The sequence below is a fragment of the Algibacter sp. genome, from assembly GCF_039977455.1.
Taxonomy (GTDB): domain Bacteria; phylum Bacteroidota; class Bacteroidia; order Flavobacteriales; family Flavobacteriaceae; genus Algibacter_B.
The window spans coordinates 60847-77512 of record NZ_JBDWDG010000004.1 but is presented as its reverse complement, the minus strand read 5'-3'; the positions used below and the strand labels follow the sequence as shown (position 1 = coordinate 77512).

11 protein-coding genes and 2 rRNA genes are annotated in these 16666 nt (G+C 32.7%); 4 read left to right on the top strand and 9 right to left on the bottom strand.

The features are described 5' to 3' along the window. The 3 genes from ABJM36_RS00610 to ABJM36_RS00600 form a co-directional block, all read left to right on the top strand. Positions 1–398, top strand: a 23S ribosomal RNA gene (locus tag ABJM36_RS00610); the annotation flags it as partial. Between the two features lie 135 nt (positions 399–533). Continuing rightward, a 5S ribosomal RNA gene (gene rrf / locus ABJM36_RS00605) occupies positions 534–641 on the top strand. 308 nt (positions 642–949) lie between these two features. Next, positions 950–3406 (top strand): helix-turn-helix domain-containing protein, encoded by a 2457-nt coding sequence (locus ABJM36_RS00600; RefSeq protein WP_348448097.1) that lies wholly within the window; start codon positions 950–952, stop codon positions 3404–3406. A 658-nt stretch (positions 3407–4064) separates the two neighbouring features. Here the strand turns inward: ABJM36_RS00600 and ABJM36_RS00595 are convergent. The 6 genes from ABJM36_RS00595 to ABJM36_RS00570 all read right to left on the bottom strand — a co-directional run bounded on the left by ABJM36_RS00595 (position 4065) and on the right by ABJM36_RS00570 (position 13941). Beyond that, the gene (locus ABJM36_RS00595; protein WP_348448095.1) at positions 4065–5009 is read right to left on the bottom strand and encodes a hypothetical protein; all 945 of its coding nucleotides are present in this window, start codon (positions 5007–5009) and stop codon (positions 4065–4067) included. Between the two features lie 26 nt (positions 5010–5035). After that, positions 5036–5890, bottom strand: a complete 855-nt coding sequence (locus ABJM36_RS00590; RefSeq protein ID WP_348448093.1) for a T9SS type A sorting domain-containing protein — start codon at positions 5888–5890, stop codon at positions 5036–5038. A gap of 11 nt (positions 5891–5901) precedes the next feature. Further along, positions 5902–7356, bottom strand: coding sequence for an SUMF1/EgtB/PvdO family nonheme iron enzyme (locus ABJM36_RS00585; RefSeq protein ID WP_348448091.1), 1455 nt, complete (start codon positions 7354–7356; stop codon positions 5902–5904). A 146-nt stretch (positions 7357–7502) separates the two neighbouring features. Further along, the gene (locus tag ABJM36_RS00580) at positions 7503–8087 is read right to left on the bottom strand and encodes a hypothetical protein (protein WP_348448089.1); all 585 of its coding nucleotides are present in this window, start codon (positions 8085–8087) and stop codon (positions 7503–7505) included. A gap of 12 nt (positions 8088–8099) precedes the next feature. Beyond that, positions 8100–9632, bottom strand: a complete 1533-nt coding sequence (locus ABJM36_RS00575) for a hypothetical protein (protein WP_348448087.1) — start codon at positions 9630–9632, stop codon at positions 8100–8102. Between the two features lie 415 nt (positions 9633–10047). Continuing rightward, positions 10048–13941 carry a two-component regulator propeller domain-containing protein gene (locus ABJM36_RS00570; RefSeq protein ID WP_348448085.1) on the bottom strand — a complete coding sequence of 1298 codons (3894 nt, stop codon included), beginning with the start codon at positions 13939–13941 and terminating at the stop codon, positions 10048–10050. Positions 13942–14171: 230 nt separating this feature from the next. On the opposite strand from ABJM36_RS00570, the gene ABJM36_RS00565 reads away from it, so the two are divergent. Next, on the top strand, positions 14172–14672 hold the full coding sequence (locus ABJM36_RS00565; RefSeq protein WP_348448083.1) for a hypothetical protein: 501 nt from the start codon (positions 14172–14174) through the stop codon (positions 14670–14672). Positions 14673–14743: 71 nt separating this feature from the next. Here ABJM36_RS00565 and ABJM36_RS00560 read toward each other — a convergent pair whose 3' ends face one another. The 3 genes from ABJM36_RS00560 to ABJM36_RS00550 form a co-directional block, all read right to left on the bottom strand. Then, on the bottom strand, positions 14744–14977 hold the full coding sequence (locus ABJM36_RS00560; protein WP_348448081.1) for a DUF6095 family protein: 234 nt from the start codon (positions 14975–14977) through the stop codon (positions 14744–14746). Then, positions 14964–15785, bottom strand: a complete 822-nt coding sequence (gene murQ / locus ABJM36_RS00555) for an N-acetylmuramic acid 6-phosphate etherase (protein ID WP_348448079.1) — start codon at positions 15783–15785, stop codon at positions 14964–14966. Before murQ ends, ABJM36_RS00560 begins: the two co-directional genes overlap by 14 nt. A gap of 62 nt (positions 15786–15847) precedes the next feature. After that, on the bottom strand, positions 15848–16663 hold the full coding sequence (locus ABJM36_RS00550) for a DUF4249 domain-containing protein (protein ID WP_348448077.1): 816 nt from the start codon (positions 16661–16663) through the stop codon (positions 15848–15850). Between the last annotated feature and the right edge of the window lie 3 nt (positions 16664–16666).

The window sequence follows — 16666 nt, the reverse complement described above, 5'->3', positions numbered from 1 at the left end:
GGGTTTGGCACCTCGATGTCGGCTCGTCACATCCTGGGGCTGGAGAAGGTCCCAAGGGTTGGGCTGTTCGCCCATTAAAGTGGCACGCGAGCTGGGTTCAGAACGTCGTGAGACAGTTCGGTCTCTATCTACAGTGGGCGTTAGAAATTTGAGTGGATCTGACTCTAGTACGAGAGGACCGAGTTGGACTAACCTCTGGTGTATCTGTTGTTCCGCCAGGAGCATTGCAGAGTAGCTACGTTGGGAAGGGATAAGCGCTGAAAGCATATAAGCGCGAAACCCACCACAAGATGAGATTTCTTTAAAGGGTCGTGGGAGATTACCACGTTGATAGGCTATAGGTGTAAAGGCAGTAATGTCATAGCCGAGTAGTACTAATAACCCATAGGCTTATTGTACGCCTGTTTTTTTACTAAGTTCAATAGTTATTACACCAATCATGTCTCTTATTTTCAATATGTTAAGATATTTGTTCATCTATAGGATGAACGCTGAAGACTAGAAGCGAAAGCCGACAGTCAGCAGCTATAACTTAAGGTGGTTATAGCGATGGGGCTCACCTCTTACCATTCCGAACAGAGAAGTTAAGCCCATTAGCGCCGATGGTACTACATTTGTGGGAGAGTAGGTCGTTGCCTTTTTTAATCCTCAACATTTATTTGTTGAGGATTTTTTTTGCTTTATACTCAAACCAAATAACTACCAACATAGGCCATAAACAAACGCTAGTCCATCCCTTGCCCAAGTGATAGTAACACCATCCCTTTGTGGCGGTGTTGCACTAGTAAACGTTATTTGAGAATGGCTTTATAGGCGTGTAAAGTGGCTAATCCTAGATAAAATTGAATAAAAAGATATTGTGGATGGTGCGGTTTTATTTTTTCTTTAAAACCCGCCAAATAAATAATCTATATTAGTATCTTAAAGCTCTAAAAATTTTAATGGTTTAATGACTGAAAATAAGGAATTAGATTTGGCTTGGTCGTTTGTTAACGACACCAACCGATCCATTTTTTTAACGGGTAAGGCGGGTACAGGTAAAACGACCTTTTTACATCGTTTAAAAATGAGTTGTCTAAAACGAATAGTGGTAATAGCGCCTACAGGTGTTGCGGCTATAAATGCTAAGGGTGTTACCATACATTCTTTTTTTCAGATGCCTTTTGGTCCAATTTTACCTGATGCCGATTTGAATGCAGGTAAAGGTTTTAATAGGAGGTTTAACAAAACCAAAATTAATATTATTAAATCGATGGACCTTTTGGTTATTGATGAGATTAGTATGGTTCGGGCTGATTTGTTAGACGGCATTGATCAAACATTACGTCGGTTTAGGGACCGAAGTAAAGTTTTTGGAGGCGTACAGGTTTTAATGATTGGAGATTTACAGCAATTATCTCCAGTAATAAAAGAACAAGAATGGGAGTTATTAAAACCATATTATGCTAATGGGTTCTTTTTTAGTAGCCTAGCTTATAAACAGTGTAATGCCATTACCATAGAATTGAAGCATATATATAGACAGGAGAACCCTAAGTTTATTGAAATTTTAAATGAAATTAGGAATAATAGGTTGAGTATAGAAGGAGCTGAAGAATTAAATAAGCGTTTTGTACCTGATTTCACACCAGAACCAGATGCGGGTTATATTTCTTTAACCACTCATAATAATAAGGCAGAGGCAACAAATAGAGCTGAACTAGCTAAATTAACGACTAAAACACTTACGTATAAGGCTGTTGTAGATGGTAAATTTCCCGAGTATGCATACCCTAATAATGTAGCTTTAGAGTTAAAAGTAGGGGCACAGGTTATGTTTGTTAAAAATGATAGCAATCCCGAAAAACGATATTTTAACGGTAAAATAGGAAAAATTATATTGTTGGATCGTGATGAAGTTGTAGTGCATTGTCCTGATGATGATTTTAATATTAATGTTACGCCAGAAATTTGGGAAAATATTAATTATACTGTGGATGCGGAAACTAAGGTTATTACAGAAGAAAAAATAGGTAGTTATACCCAAATGCCTTTGCGTTTAGCTTGGAGTATAACTATCCATAAAAGTCAAGGCTTAACGTTTGAAAAAGCAATTATTGATGCTCAAGGTGCTTTTGCACATGGACAAACGTATGTAGCGTTAAGTAGATGTAAATCCTTAGAAGGTTTGATTCTGAAAAGTAAAATTAATTCTAGCCAGATTATAAGCGATGGTAATGTTACCTCTTTTAACGAGAATGCAGAACTGAATGCTCCCGATGATCTGGTTTTGCTTGATTCTCAAAAGCGTTTTCAATTAGATTTAATTGCTGAAGTTTTTGGGTTTTACCCATTTTTATATCCTATAAATAGGATTTTAGATATTTATTATAAAAATAGAGGCGTTATTAAGGGGACTGTTGATGAGACATTTTTGCCTATTAAAGATACTGTTGCCAATTTTTTAAAAGTAGCTAATGGTTTTAATGCGCAATTAAATAACCTTGCGGAATCTGATACATTACCCGAGGAAAACACTATTATACAGGACCGTTTTAAAAAAGGTATACATTATTTTTTAATGGAGGCTGAAACAAAAATAGCTAATCCTTTAAAGAATTTTTCTTTTACTACGGATAACCAGGCGGTAGGGAGTGACCTAACAAAGCATTTAGATGCTTTAGAGGATTTATTAGCTGTAAAGTTACATTACTTTAAAGGTTTAAGTTCTGGTTTTACTGCGGAACGGATTTTGGAATTGCGTGCTAAGTCTGTTTTTATGGGGAAAGATAAACCCAAGAAGTCCAGAAAAACGGTTGTTGAGGGAACAAGTAATGTGGAGTTATTTGAAAAACTGCGTATGCTTAGAAATGATATTGCGGATGAGAAGGACTTGATTCATTATCAGATTTTTACTCAAAAGGCTTTGTATGAAATGTGTGAGACGTTACCAACCAATAAAGCTGAATTGCTTAAGGTTAACGGCATGGGGAAAACACGTGTTGAGAAATATGGTGCTGCTATTTTGAAAGTAATTCGTGGGTATTGTGATGAACATGATATTGAAACTTCGGGTGAGGTTGAGATTTTTGATGTGTCTGCAACACCTAAAAAGGCCAAAAAGAAGTCTGGTAGTGATTCTAAAAAAATATCTTTAGAGCTATTTCAAGCCGGGAAATCTATTTTTGAAATTGCTAAGGAACGTGATTTTGTTCCGACGACTATTATTGGGCATTTGGCGAGTTTTATTCCGACGGGTGAGGTGAAGGTTAATGACCTAATGCCTGTGGACCATTATGAGGAGTTGAAGGAATTGATTCCGACTAAAACTTTTGAGAGTTTGTCGGATTTGAAACATGAGTTGGATGATAAGTATAGTTATGGTGAGATTCGGTTGGTTTTGGGGGAGTTGAATAAGTCGGTTTAGGTTAACGAGATTCTTCGTTTTATTTTGAATGACAGAGAGATTCTAAAGTCGCGCTAACGCGCTTGTTAGTATGATTTAAGTTTCTATATATTCTCTTGATATTTCTTTATTCATTTTGCCTTGATGAACTATTTAGAGTTAAAAATGTCTGGTAGACATTTTGGACTAAATACCAAAATCAAATCTGCCTGCCGGCAGGCAGGAAATCAAAACGATTTATAGGAAATTGCGAAGCACCATTCGCTAATAAATTAATGATTTTGGGTTTTTATCAACTTTTAGATTTTAATCCTAGAATTCGTATATCAACAATATTAGTTGCTCATTATTTCTGAAACTCGTTGTTTCCAACTTTGTCGGAAGTCCAAGTTGTATAACTTGTTGGTTTTCAATTGCATTTCGGCTGTGCTCAATGTGACAATGGGAAATCCTAATTATCAATTGCATATCGTTGTGTTACGTTTGCTGCCTTCAATCAAAATATATTTTAATTTTGATAATGCTTAGAATGATATGTTGTCTTTGATTAAGAGATTCTTACGTCGCCTCTGGCGCTCCTCAGAATGACAAATAAAAAATCAAATCAAACCAAAAATATTTTATAACACTTTTTAAACTTTAAATCCCAATTACTTTTGGCTCAATTTGATCTGACTAACTAATAGCTAACTACAAAACCTTTAAACATATTTTTACTTTTTGAATTTGGCACTTCTGAAATTAAGGCGTACTTACCAGGTTTTAAATCGGCATAAAAATAGCCCGTGCTTCCTGCAGACATATCGTTAACGCCTCCTAAAAAAGTAATACCGTCCGGAACCGGAGTAATCAATCCCTTTGGGTGCGACCAATCCATCCACTTTTCTAAAGCGTCTTCACTTGCAGATTCTGTTAACATCACCAAGTTTACATCGTGCCACATAAAATTTTCATGTTGTTTTTGGTCTTTTACAAATACTGAAAATATTTGCTTACCTTTTTGTATAGGTTTGTCGTACATAATACCTTCCTCAACTGAAAGGATTATGTTCACCGTAGATTTGGGAGGTTGGATTCCACTATCTTCATCGGTCACAATAATAGGTTTTGCCATGACCATGGAGGTGTGGAATTTTCCGTTTGGCATTTTTACATAACATTCCATAATGTAATATCCTGGGTCTAATTTTACGGTGGTTGTTGCAGTATATTTTGGTGCAATTAATCCTGAACCTCCAGAAAAAACAATTTCGAAAAACCATTCGGGTAGTTTACCAAATGCTGCAAAACCTTCTTCAGATTTACCTGCATTAATCAAATCCATGCCTTTTTCAAAAACTGGAGCTACATCAGCTAAGGTATTTACAACGGTTTTGCCTTCTGGATATTTATCTAATAAAAAGAAATGCGTCTCATTGGATAAATTTTGATATTTAAAGGTATTCCAACCTGATGGAATGGTATCAACAGTTTGGAATTCCATGCTTCTGGTTACAATGTCTATCACATTTGCTGGTTGTTCAACCTGCTCCTCCATAATTTCGGTTTTTTTTTCGTTTTTACAATTGAAAAAAAGAGAAAAAAGTATAAGTACTAAAAAAAGAGGATTTATTATTTTTTTCATAATTATAATTTATTGGTATGTTTCTATTATTTTTTAACGATTAATTTTTTGGTTAAAGCACCACTTTCTGAAATGATATTCAATAGATACATACCATCTGATAAACTACTTACATTAATGGTGTTACCTTCAGACAAATCTACGTGGACTGCCTTTCCGGCTATATCGTAAACTTCAATGGCAGTAATAATTATTCCTGTATTTGGTTTGATGTTTACTATATGATTTGCTGGATTTGGGTATAATAGCACATCCATTTCTATCAATTGCTCAATTAAATCTAAAGTTAAGGCAGACGTTAATTTATTTACGGCAAATCCATCACCATCACCACCGTTAAATAAGGTTAACATAAGACCTGATAAATAATTGTTTGGTTCTAAAAGAATAGCAAAGCCATCACCGTCGCCTCCTTCAAAAATAGCATTCATGAATCCTTGGAGAAATACAGAACTCAATTCTTTGTAATCTGCACCATCACCTGTATTGCCTTTAAAGAGCATGCTCAAGTCATCTCCATCAATTAAGGTTTGAAATTTATCTTGAGAATGACCATCTCCAGAATCCCCATAATATAAAGTGTTTACATTGCTTCCGGAAACTGTTACTGCTGCTATGTATTGTGAAAACCCATCACCAGAACTACCATGATATATGTCAAAACTTGAATTTGATAGTACTACTTGGTTTTGTTCCTTATCGAAACCATCTCCAGAACTTCCTTGATAGAGGACTGAAAAAGAGGCTATTTCACCAGAAAGCCTACTGCCATGTAGGTAGGAATGGTCGCTACCATCATCCATTCCACCAACATATTGTGCGTTAAGTTGATTTCCTATTATTAATAATGCGGTTATTAAAAATAATTTTTGAGTTGTCATGTTTTAAAGTATTAATCTTCTGTTCTCACACCACGAAATCCTAGTCTGTTATTAGCACCAGCAAGTGATGAAGCTGCATCAAATCTGTCTGAGACTCTTATGTATGGTATACTATTAAAATATGACCCACCTCTATAACCAATACCTGTATTGGTAGTTGGCCATGAAGTAACATTGGCTAGTCCATTAGGTAATATTTCGCCATCTCCATGTGTAGATGTAAAGGCCCTACCTGGTGGGTTACCAACGGTTATGCAACGTTCGTATAGATTTCCAGTTAATTCCATTATCCCATAGTAACTACCACCTGTCTCTTCACGTGTTTTATTAACTGCACTTGCCGCTAAAATACCCACTCTTTTTGGGCCAGTTGGAGTGCCGTTAGTAGCACTATAATAAGCATTTCCTGTACCTATTTCTGGATTTGTAACTAATTCATTGGACTGAGATAGGTTTATTAAATTATATGGCGTATTTGCAATATTTGAATTTCCCCATGCGAACTCTTCTGCTTTTGGCGTAATAGGACCTCTACATGCTTTTTCATATTCTAACTCGGTTATAGGTCTAAGTCCAGACCAATCTAAATAGGCATATAAAATATTGTTATTTACATAATTGAGTGGAATATCGGGAGATGTTGTTGTTGCAGTAGCACTACCTTCTTCCCAAGAAACTGTATTCCTACTAAGTTCGGTATCTTGACTCTTACCGTTTACTCCAGTAATATCATTTTCAGTTTTTTGAGTAGATGTAAGGGTGTTAAAAAAACCAACATATTGTCCTTGCGTCATTTCATATTTCATGCAATAATACGATTGGAAACCTTTAGGAAATTCAGCAGGAATGGGACCTAACTGATCCCCAGGTCTTGAACCTGAAATGCCAATACTATAATAAAGACTCCCTACTGTTCCATTTACTGTTATTGCGTTTTCGGACTCGACTCTATATGGATTGTTTGTAGGTCCAGAATAGAATTTACCAACTTCTGTACCTGGAGTTCCTAAAGAAAAAGGGCCTTCAGGAACATATACCATTTCTATAGCAAATACTTGTATATCTATAATATCATTAGGATCTATAGAACCATAATCCCAACGAAGTCTTATGTCTTGTAAATTTAAATCACCACTACCATCGCTATCTCTATAAATAAACGCACCAATACCGTCTTTGGTAATATCTATTGTACTGCCTGATGCAGGTACAAAATCTGTTTGAGCTATTTGGGCGTGTTGCCAATCTCCGCTATTTACTCGGTATTTAATAAATACCCAAGCAGCATCCCAATTGGAAGGCCCTGCACTTAAGCGCCAAGAGTTTTCCCAACTTAAATCGAATTCTACTTGAACCCAATCTGGTTCATTTAAGTTTTCTAAAGAAATATTACTTACTGTAATATTATTAGCATTAGTTAAAAAGCAAAAAAGCATTGCTAATGTTAATGTGAATTTTGTTTTCATAATTGTTTTTTTTAGTTAAAAGCGATTTTTTTGTATTTCATCTTTACAAATTGATTGTCCATTCTTCCTTGGTTAAATCGTTTTTTAATATTTAAATACACTGATATTAAGTGTATTATGAAAGTAGGTTATTTGAACGTAATATTTCAACCACTATTTTTTTTTCGAGGTAATGCTCTAATTTCTCCTTTAGAGGATACTTTTTTTGGTTCTTCTAAGGGGTTGTAAAAATGGTAAGCAGTGAAATTAAATTCAATATCTATATAATCTTTTTCTATGTCCTTAAATTTAATTGTACCACCACCTAGTATTCCTGTGTCGTACCACTGATACATCTCAATACTTGGTATATATAAATCTATATTTGCTGTAAAAGTTATAGAGTCATTTGGCTGACCATTTGAATCTATTGGTATAAAAGAACCAATAGAGCACGTTTTTCCTTTTTCTATCAAGAAATATTGATTCATAGGTACTATAAAACCCATAGAAAAGGTTTGAGGGTTATAATCAATAATATTAATATCGAAAAATTCAGTTTCATCAGTTCCAAAAGAACCAAAATCTGCCTGAATGTTTTTTCCGAAGTTATAATCGGTAATACCGTCAAGTTTAAGGTTGAAATTATAAAAATGAAGCGGCTCATCTTTTTTATCTGGAGTACAGGATGATATTAATACCGTTAATAATAACAGTATTAAACTAAAATAGATAACTAGTTTATTTTTCATTTTATTGATTTTTTAATCTATTAATTCAAATTCTACCCAGGCAGCGGCTTTGTGCCCAGAATCTCCTAGTTTAATAGGTCCTTCTAATGATTTTCTAGAAGTAAATCTTAACCAAATATAACTACCTCTAGGCCCATACTCGTAGAAATCATTTAAATGCGTTATTGAGGTATCATAGAATTGAACTAGCTTAGAATTCTCAGGAAACTTACCCTTAAGTAAATGATTAAGAACATCGTGGGTTATAATCTCAATTTTGCCATCGAACAAAACAAGGTCTTTGTTTCCGGTATATTCTTTTAACCAAATAAAGAATTTTAGTTCTAGTTCTTTCTCAGTATAATGTGCATTTTCTAATTTGTACATTAATGAGGCACTAATATTACCAATTCGAGTATTTCCTTGTTCAACATGGATTTGATGATTCTTGTCTCCACAGACTAATAAATTTCCACCTGGAACTTGAGTATTACAGCTAATATTATTAAAATCTGTAAAGCCCTTATCATATTTTGCTCGACCTCCATTAAAATAAGTGTAGAGTTGAAACCCATAATCATCCGGATTGTCACCCAAATCCCTTTCTTCAATACACAGTAAATCCGTAACTGTAATTTTTAATATTCTAGGAAGCACAATATTTGTTGAGATTGGAGTGGTTGTAGTTGTACCATCTATGGCGTCATAAAAATCGTTATCAAAAGTTGGCGTTATAATCTCACCAGTAGGTGACTGTATGGGGTTTAAATTGGTGTTCTCTTCTGTATTCTCATTTTTTATATCGGGTGGGGAATCTATACTAGTTTTGTCATCGGTATTTCCAACAGGGTTTTCTAATGGGGGTGTTATAATTTCGGAAGAAGAAGTGGTAGTTTCGGTTTGAGTATTTGATGAAATTTTAACACCTGTAATACTAATATTGGTAATGCCACTTCGCATATCAACTTTTGCTTTACGTGTAAGGCAACCTATTGAAACCATATTTGGTTTAAAATAGAGTTTAGGGAAATTTAGCAACAAGTTATCATCTATATACATCTTAAGTTTACCACTAGTATATTGTATTTTAATATGTCTCCAAGCTTCATCTTTTGATTCTAAAGATTTTAAATAATTATCTAAATTAATGGATGGCGAACTAGGGGTTATACCGTATGAACGGATACCATGTCTAAATAAAATAAACTTGTCGTAATGTCCATTTTCGATTTTAAGATTCGCTTGTCCATTCCAAAACCTTATCTCATACATTTGTTTATTAAATGAAACGGTGTTATCAAAAAAAGCATCAAATTCTATAGTAAAATTATCTGTGAGATAGTTGTCTGTTTTATTATTGATTATTGGTTTTAATATAGAATGATCTATAAACGTTATTACTTTTTTGTTATTTATTTTACTTACATATGCAGAACCTTTAACTAAACCCCATTGGCTAGGAAAGTCTTCGTGAGTTTCATTAGCTAAATCTTCTTTAAAAGTTTGAGTAAATGAAACATTCGCAACTAAAAGCAAAATAAGTATTGAAATGAATCGTAGCATCATGAAAATTTTTTTAAAACCCAATTAAGTGGTACTATGGTAGTAAGTTGATGTCTATTAAAAGAGAACTAAAAGGGAATAGTAAATACTTGTATTCCCTTAAAGTAACTCTTCCTCACTTGATTAATAGCATCTTTATTTTTTTAATTTTATAGACTTTATTACTTTGTTTTTTAATGTGATTTTTAATAAATATTCTCCTTTTTTTAAATGATCTATACTTAAATAAATGTTTTGGTTTTCGTCTGTATTTAAATCATTGGATTTAGTATTCATCACTATTAATAATTAATTTGTTAAAAAAAACAATGATATTAAAGACATCTTGATTGTAAAATTAAAAGGAAAGTATATGCATGAATGTCAAATATGTAACAAAGTGCACTACAAATGTAACATGTGCTTAAAATCTATGATATTAGTGGTTTGATACGTATTCTGAAGGCGTACATTTATACTTGTCTTTAAAGCATTTAATAAAATAAGACGGTGTGTTGAAGCCAATTTGATAGCCTATTTCTGAAATAGATAGGTCAGATTTTTGAAGTAATTCTTTACCAAGCTTTAAACGTTCAGTTCTAATTAATTCCGTGGTTGATTGTCCGGTGAGTGCTTTTAACTTTCTATGAAGCTGCATACGACTCATCAACATTTTTTCGCTGAATACAGTAGATGTAAATGTTGAATCTGTAATATTTTCTTGTAATACGTTTTTTAATTTAATTATAAATTTATCTTCAATTGAGGTAGTATCAATATCTTTTAGTTCTAAACTTGTACTATAGCGTTGCTGTAATTGTTGTCTTAATGTAATAAGGTTTTTAACCTTAATTTTAAGTGTTTCGTTGTTAAAAGGTTTAACAACATAATCATCTGCGCCAGTTTTTAACCCCTCAATTTCATTTTCATTTCCGCTTTTAGCGGTTAATAAAATTATAGGAATATGGCTTGTGCGCTCGTCTTGTTTTAAAGTATTGCACAATTCTATTCCATTTGTTTTAGGCATCATAATATCACTTATAACAATGTCAGGTATTGTTTTAATAGCTTTTTTAATTCCAGATTCGCCATGTATAGCTTCTTCAATAATGTATAAATCCTTAAATATTGATTTTAAAAAAATACGTATATCTTCATCATCTTCAACAATTAACATCAATGGTTTATTAGCTGTTTTTGTTTGTTTGTTTACATTGAAATAATTAGATGTTTCTTTTTTGTTAGGAAGGCTATCTTCAGCAATTTCAGAAGGATTAAAAAATGAACGCTCTATTGGAAGCGTAACGGTAAATTGGATGTCGTCTGTGTTTAAGGCATGTGCAACTATATTACCATGCGATAGTACTATAAGTTCCTTTACTAAGGATAAGCCAATACCAATACCGCCTGAAGATTTATTGTTTTGGTAATACCTTTGAAAAAGCTTAGCAATTTCTTCAGTCTTTATAGTATTACCATTATTTATAACTGTAATAATAATTTGTCCTTTTTGAACAGAAACATCAAAATTAATTATGCCGTCCTTAGGGGTATATTTTATTGCGTTAGCTAATAAGTTGGTAATTATTTTTTCAATAACGTCCTTATCGTACCAGGCATTATCTATAGAAACTATATTATATGAGAAATTAATATTTTTTTCTTTTGCTTTAAATTGAAATGCTTTTACTAATTGTTTTAAAAAAACACTCAAATTCCCTTGACTTACCGTTAAGGTTAAATTGCCAGTTTCTAATTTAGATAAATCTAGTAATTGGTTTACTAGGTTTAAAAGCCGTTTAGAGTTTCGTTGTACCAACTCCAATTCTGTTTTATCTGATTTAGATAGTTTTGGATTGCCTAATTGTTTTTCAATAGGTCCGGTTATTAAGGTTAGTGGTGTTCTAAACTCATGAGAAATATTGGTGTAAAGTTTAGTTTTAAAGTCGTTTAATTGTTTTAAGCGTTCGGTTTCTTTATGTTCAAATTGTAATTGCATTTTAATAAGCCAGCGCCATTTAAGATATTTATAAACTGCAAAAGCTATAAGAATGCCCAAAATAATATAAGCACTAATAGCTAAGTTGCTTAAATACCAAGGTTTATTTATTACAAATGAATATGTAGCAGGTTCGTAATTCCATATGCCATCATAATTACTTGAGATGACTTGAAATGTATAGGTGTTAGGCGGTAAATTAGTATAATGCGCTATATTAGTGTTTCCTGAAGCTATCCAGTTTTTATCATGATTTACGAGTTTGTATTTAAAGGCATTTCGTTCCGGTTGCGAAAAATGTAGACTAGAAAAGGTAAACGTAATGGTATTGTCGGAATGTTTTAATTCTAAATTTTGAGTTAAGGCTCGGGGTTTTGAAAATATTTCTAATTTAGAAATTATAGTTTTTGGTTTAACTGTATTAATAGTTAATTGACCAGGATGAAACCAATTAATGCCTTCTAAGCCACCAAAAATTAAAGTGCCCTTTTTGTCTAAATAATAAGCACCTGTATTAAATTCTTTAGCCTGTAAGCCATCATAAGTACTAAAATTTTCGAACTGGACTTTACCATTAATTGTTTTTAATTGGCTTAAGCCATTGTTTGTACTTAACCATAAATTCTTTTGGTGTTTGTCCGGTAAAATACCGTAAATCACATCGTTAGGTAAACCTTCATTTTCAGAATAAATGGTAACCGTATTTTTTATGGTGTTATATCTCTTTAATCCATTTCCAAAAGTGCCTACCCAAAGTATACTACCGTTGCTATAAAGTGATTTTATTTTGTTTGATATTAGGTCTATTTTGTTAATAACGTCTGTTTTCGAGTCAAGCTTGTATAGGCCGTTATCATCTGTTCCAATCCATATATTATTTTTATTATCAACAGTTAAATCTCTTATATTGTTGGACTTTAATTTTGAGTTGTTGGTGTTGTATTGTTTCAAAAGGCCTTTGTTTTTATCAAATAATAAAACACCATGACGCTCTGTACATAACCAAGCTTGGTTGTTAGTTGCTTTAATGATACGCCAAATTGTAAAATCTGAAATTTCGGGATAGAATTTATAGTTTCCCTTACCTTCAATAATATTTAGTCCATATCCCTGATGCCCAATCCAGAGATCTTTTTCTATAAAGTTTAGGCTAATTATTCTATTACTAGCTAACGGTGTGTTTTTTGTTGTAAAGGTTTTATATGTATCTGTTTTTAGGTTTACAACCGTTAAACCTTTTCCAGAAGTTCCTATCCAAATATTATCGAGACTATCAGTGGTTATAGATCTAACCATGTTGACATTTACCGTTTTTGGTACTTGGTTATTAGTTAAAATATTAAATTTAATTAAGTGCGTATCGTAATAACTAGCACCTGTACCATCGGATCCAAACCAAATAATTCCAGTAGCATCTTCGAATAAACAGAGCATATCGTTATAATGAATAGCAAAGGGATTGTTTTTATTAGCCTTAAAGTTTTTTACACTATTAGTTCTAAAATCAAGGAGGTAAACACCATTACCGTATGTTGCAATCCATAGCCTATTTCTGCTATCAATTAATAAGTCTTCAATATTTAAGTTTTTGGGAAGATCTGGGGCTGTAAATTGGGTAAATGACTCCCTGTCTTTAGATTTAAAAAATAGACCAGAGCCAAAGGATCCCAACCAGATGTCGTTCTTTTCATTTGTTTTTAAAACGCTAAAGTTTGTTGGTTTAGTAGTTGTTACTTTTATGTTGTTATAACTGTTATTTTTATTTAATCGATATACATTGCCAGAGGTAGCAACATAAACACTGTTTTCATGCTCAATGATATTGTATACAGTTTTGTGTACTTCTTCATTTTTAAAAATTTGAAGGGTGTCCTTAGATTTTGAATCAATTTTATACAGCCCCTTATTATAAGAGCCAATAAATAAATTTAAATCTTGGTCTTGAAAAACGATACTTACTTCAAACGGGAGTTTTATAGGTTTAAAGTCATCGGTTTGGGGTTGGTAAAGCTCTAGTTTTCCAGAGTGGGTAATTAACCATAGTCTATTTTGTTTGTCAAAATATATTTTACCCAGCCTGCTAAAAGTAGCTCTGGTTATATCTTCAAACTGTTTGTTGTAATGTTTAAAATCTCTACCATTATATTTGTTTAACCCATCTTGAGTGGCCAACCATAAATACCCAATACTATCTTGTGCAATACTGATAACACTATTTTGCGATAAACCATCATTAATGGAAAGGGTTTTAAAAGAAAATTGTTTTTGAGGAACTATGGGCTCTAAATACGTATTATGACTATGCTGTGCATTTAAAAAAAGACAACAAAACACTATTAAGACACAAGGAATATAAACGTTTGTTTTATTACAATCACGTACCAAACCAGATATAGAGTTAGAGTTTTATTGCGGTGCTAAACAGCAATTTTATTAAAAACAAGGTAATGATTTTTTTTAACTATTTTAAATTCAGTCTTTTATGTTTAGTTGTAAGGAAATGGAAAAAAAAAGACTAATGAGGCATTTGATTAATTAAATTTATTTTAACTAAATTAGGGTCCATGAACGTTATTGTTGAATCTACTTTACAAACTCTCCAAAAATCGCAAGTTTTATTAGATAACTTGTCTAATTCACAATTATGTGATGCTTCTGTACCGCCATATTATTCAAGTATAGGCACGCATATTAGGCATATTTTAGATTTTTATGATTGTATTTTTAATATCGATTCCAAAAATCAAATAGATTTAACAGCTAGAAGTAGAAATAAAGCTGTGGAATCCGATTGTTGTTGTGCACGAGAATACCTTAATTTTGTAATTGATAAATTTGAAAATATAACCTTAAATATAACGGATATTGTTATAGTTGTAGATGATTTAGGTTTAGGAAAAACAGAAATTCCTTATACATATGGCGCATTATTAGCACAAGCGAATAGCCATACCATACATCATTATGCCATTATAAACTATATTTTTGACAGTTTAGGAATTGTTATAAATGATTCTGATTTTGGATATAATCCAACGACACCTAAACAGGTTACTTTTGATTGATTTTTAGGAAAAAGAATGTTCTCGATACGATTTTTATAAAAAATCACTCGAACTGACAATAGAAAATAAAGTTATTTTTTTTTGAACATGCTGTTCATTATTAATTTGATTCCTTTAAAAATAAGAAAAATAGCAAAGGCACAAATTAAGCAACCAATTACTAAAAGCGGAATGTAAAGTTTATCATCTGGTTTACTAAAAGCAAAACTTAGTAATACGGGGCCCATTAATAAACTTAGTGCGGCAAAAATTAGTGTTTTTATTCCTTGAAATAATACGGTTTTATCTGTTTTATGGTCTTCCATCGTTATAATGTTTTATGGCGTTTCTTACGCTTTTGTGTTTGTTTAATAATTCTAATGCTTCGCTTTCAGAAACATTTATTTCTTTCATAATCATTCTAGCACCTCTGTCAACCAGCTTGTTATTGCTTAGTTGCATATCTACCATTTTATTACCTTTTACATGACCTAATTGAATCATGGTTGAAGTGGTAATCATATTAAGCACCAATTTTTGTGCTGTTCCTGCTTTCATTCTCGAACTACCGGTTACGAATTCTGGACCCACAACTACATCAATAGGATATTTTGAAACATTGGAAAGAGGACTATTCTTATTACAAGAAATACAACCTGTAATAATATTATTTTCATTACATTTTTCTAAAGCAGAAATAACATAAGGTGTGGTTCCTGAAGCAGCAATACCAATTACCACATCTTTTGAATTTATTTGATGTTCTTGTAAATCCTTCCAACCTTGAGTTTTGGAGTCTTCAGCATTTTCTACAGCTTTTCTAATGGCTAAATCCCCGCCAGCAATTAAGCCAATAACTAAATCGTAGGATACTCCAAAAGTAGGAGGACATTCTGATGCATCAACAACCCCAAGTCTACCACTTGTTCCAGCTCCCATATAGAATAAGCGCCCGCCATTTTTTAGCTTTTCCACAATTTGAAGAACCAAGGTCTCTATTTGTGGTAGTGCTTTCTCAACAGCATTAGGAACAGTTTTATCTTCTTTATTGATGTTAATTAGTAATTCCGAAACACTCATTTTTTCTAAATGGTTGTGATTGGAATCTTGCTCGGTGGTTTTAATAAAGCTCATGGCTCAAAAATACATAAAAATTTAGTTGGCTATAGTGGAAATTACTATAGATTTAAATGATTTTATTGAACAACATAAGTAAATACATCGACTTCAGAAACTTTAAAATAGCCTAATGGGTAGTTATCGGGATTGGTTTGATTTACACAGTTTCCTCGAACTGTTGCAGGTTGTGTTTGAAATGGATCCCCAGAATCTTCGTCGGTTTGTTGTAATAAGATATTAAAAAATTCATAGGTCCGTTCAGAAATCCCAGAATTTCTAATGATTAGGTTGTCGCCAGTTTTTAAATCTTCATTGGAATAAAAGGCAAAAATTTCGTTTCCATTGGTAAATTCGTCATCATAAACTTCAAGAGAAGCTGTTTCTCTATCTACAACAAAAAAGTCGAACAGATAAAAATTTTTTTCATTTTCAGGATCTGTATAATAGGCTTTAATTTCTATGTCTTCACCTGAAAAACCACCATCATTTTTTTGTTCAATATAATCGATAGGTACCACTGAGGTCATGGTTTCTGTGGCCAAATAAGTTTCATTTTTATAGAGTATGTTTAAGGTGTATTCTTCGTTTTTTAGAGGTGTAAAAGTATCATTGAAATAGCGTCCTGAAGAGCCATCTTCAATAAAATTAAATACTGTATTTTTTGAATCGGTAACGGTTACTGTTGCCCCAGTTGCTACGGGTATGGTGTCGTTAAAATAAGGAGCTGTTAAGGTAAGATGTATAATTTGGCTACTTCCTGCTGTATCTTTAATCCAAAGTATAGAGGCATCAATGACTAATCTAGGCTCGGCAGTATTTAAATCGATATCAATAACATCTTCACAAGATGTAACTAGTAAACCAAGTATGAATATAATAACTATTTTTCGCATATC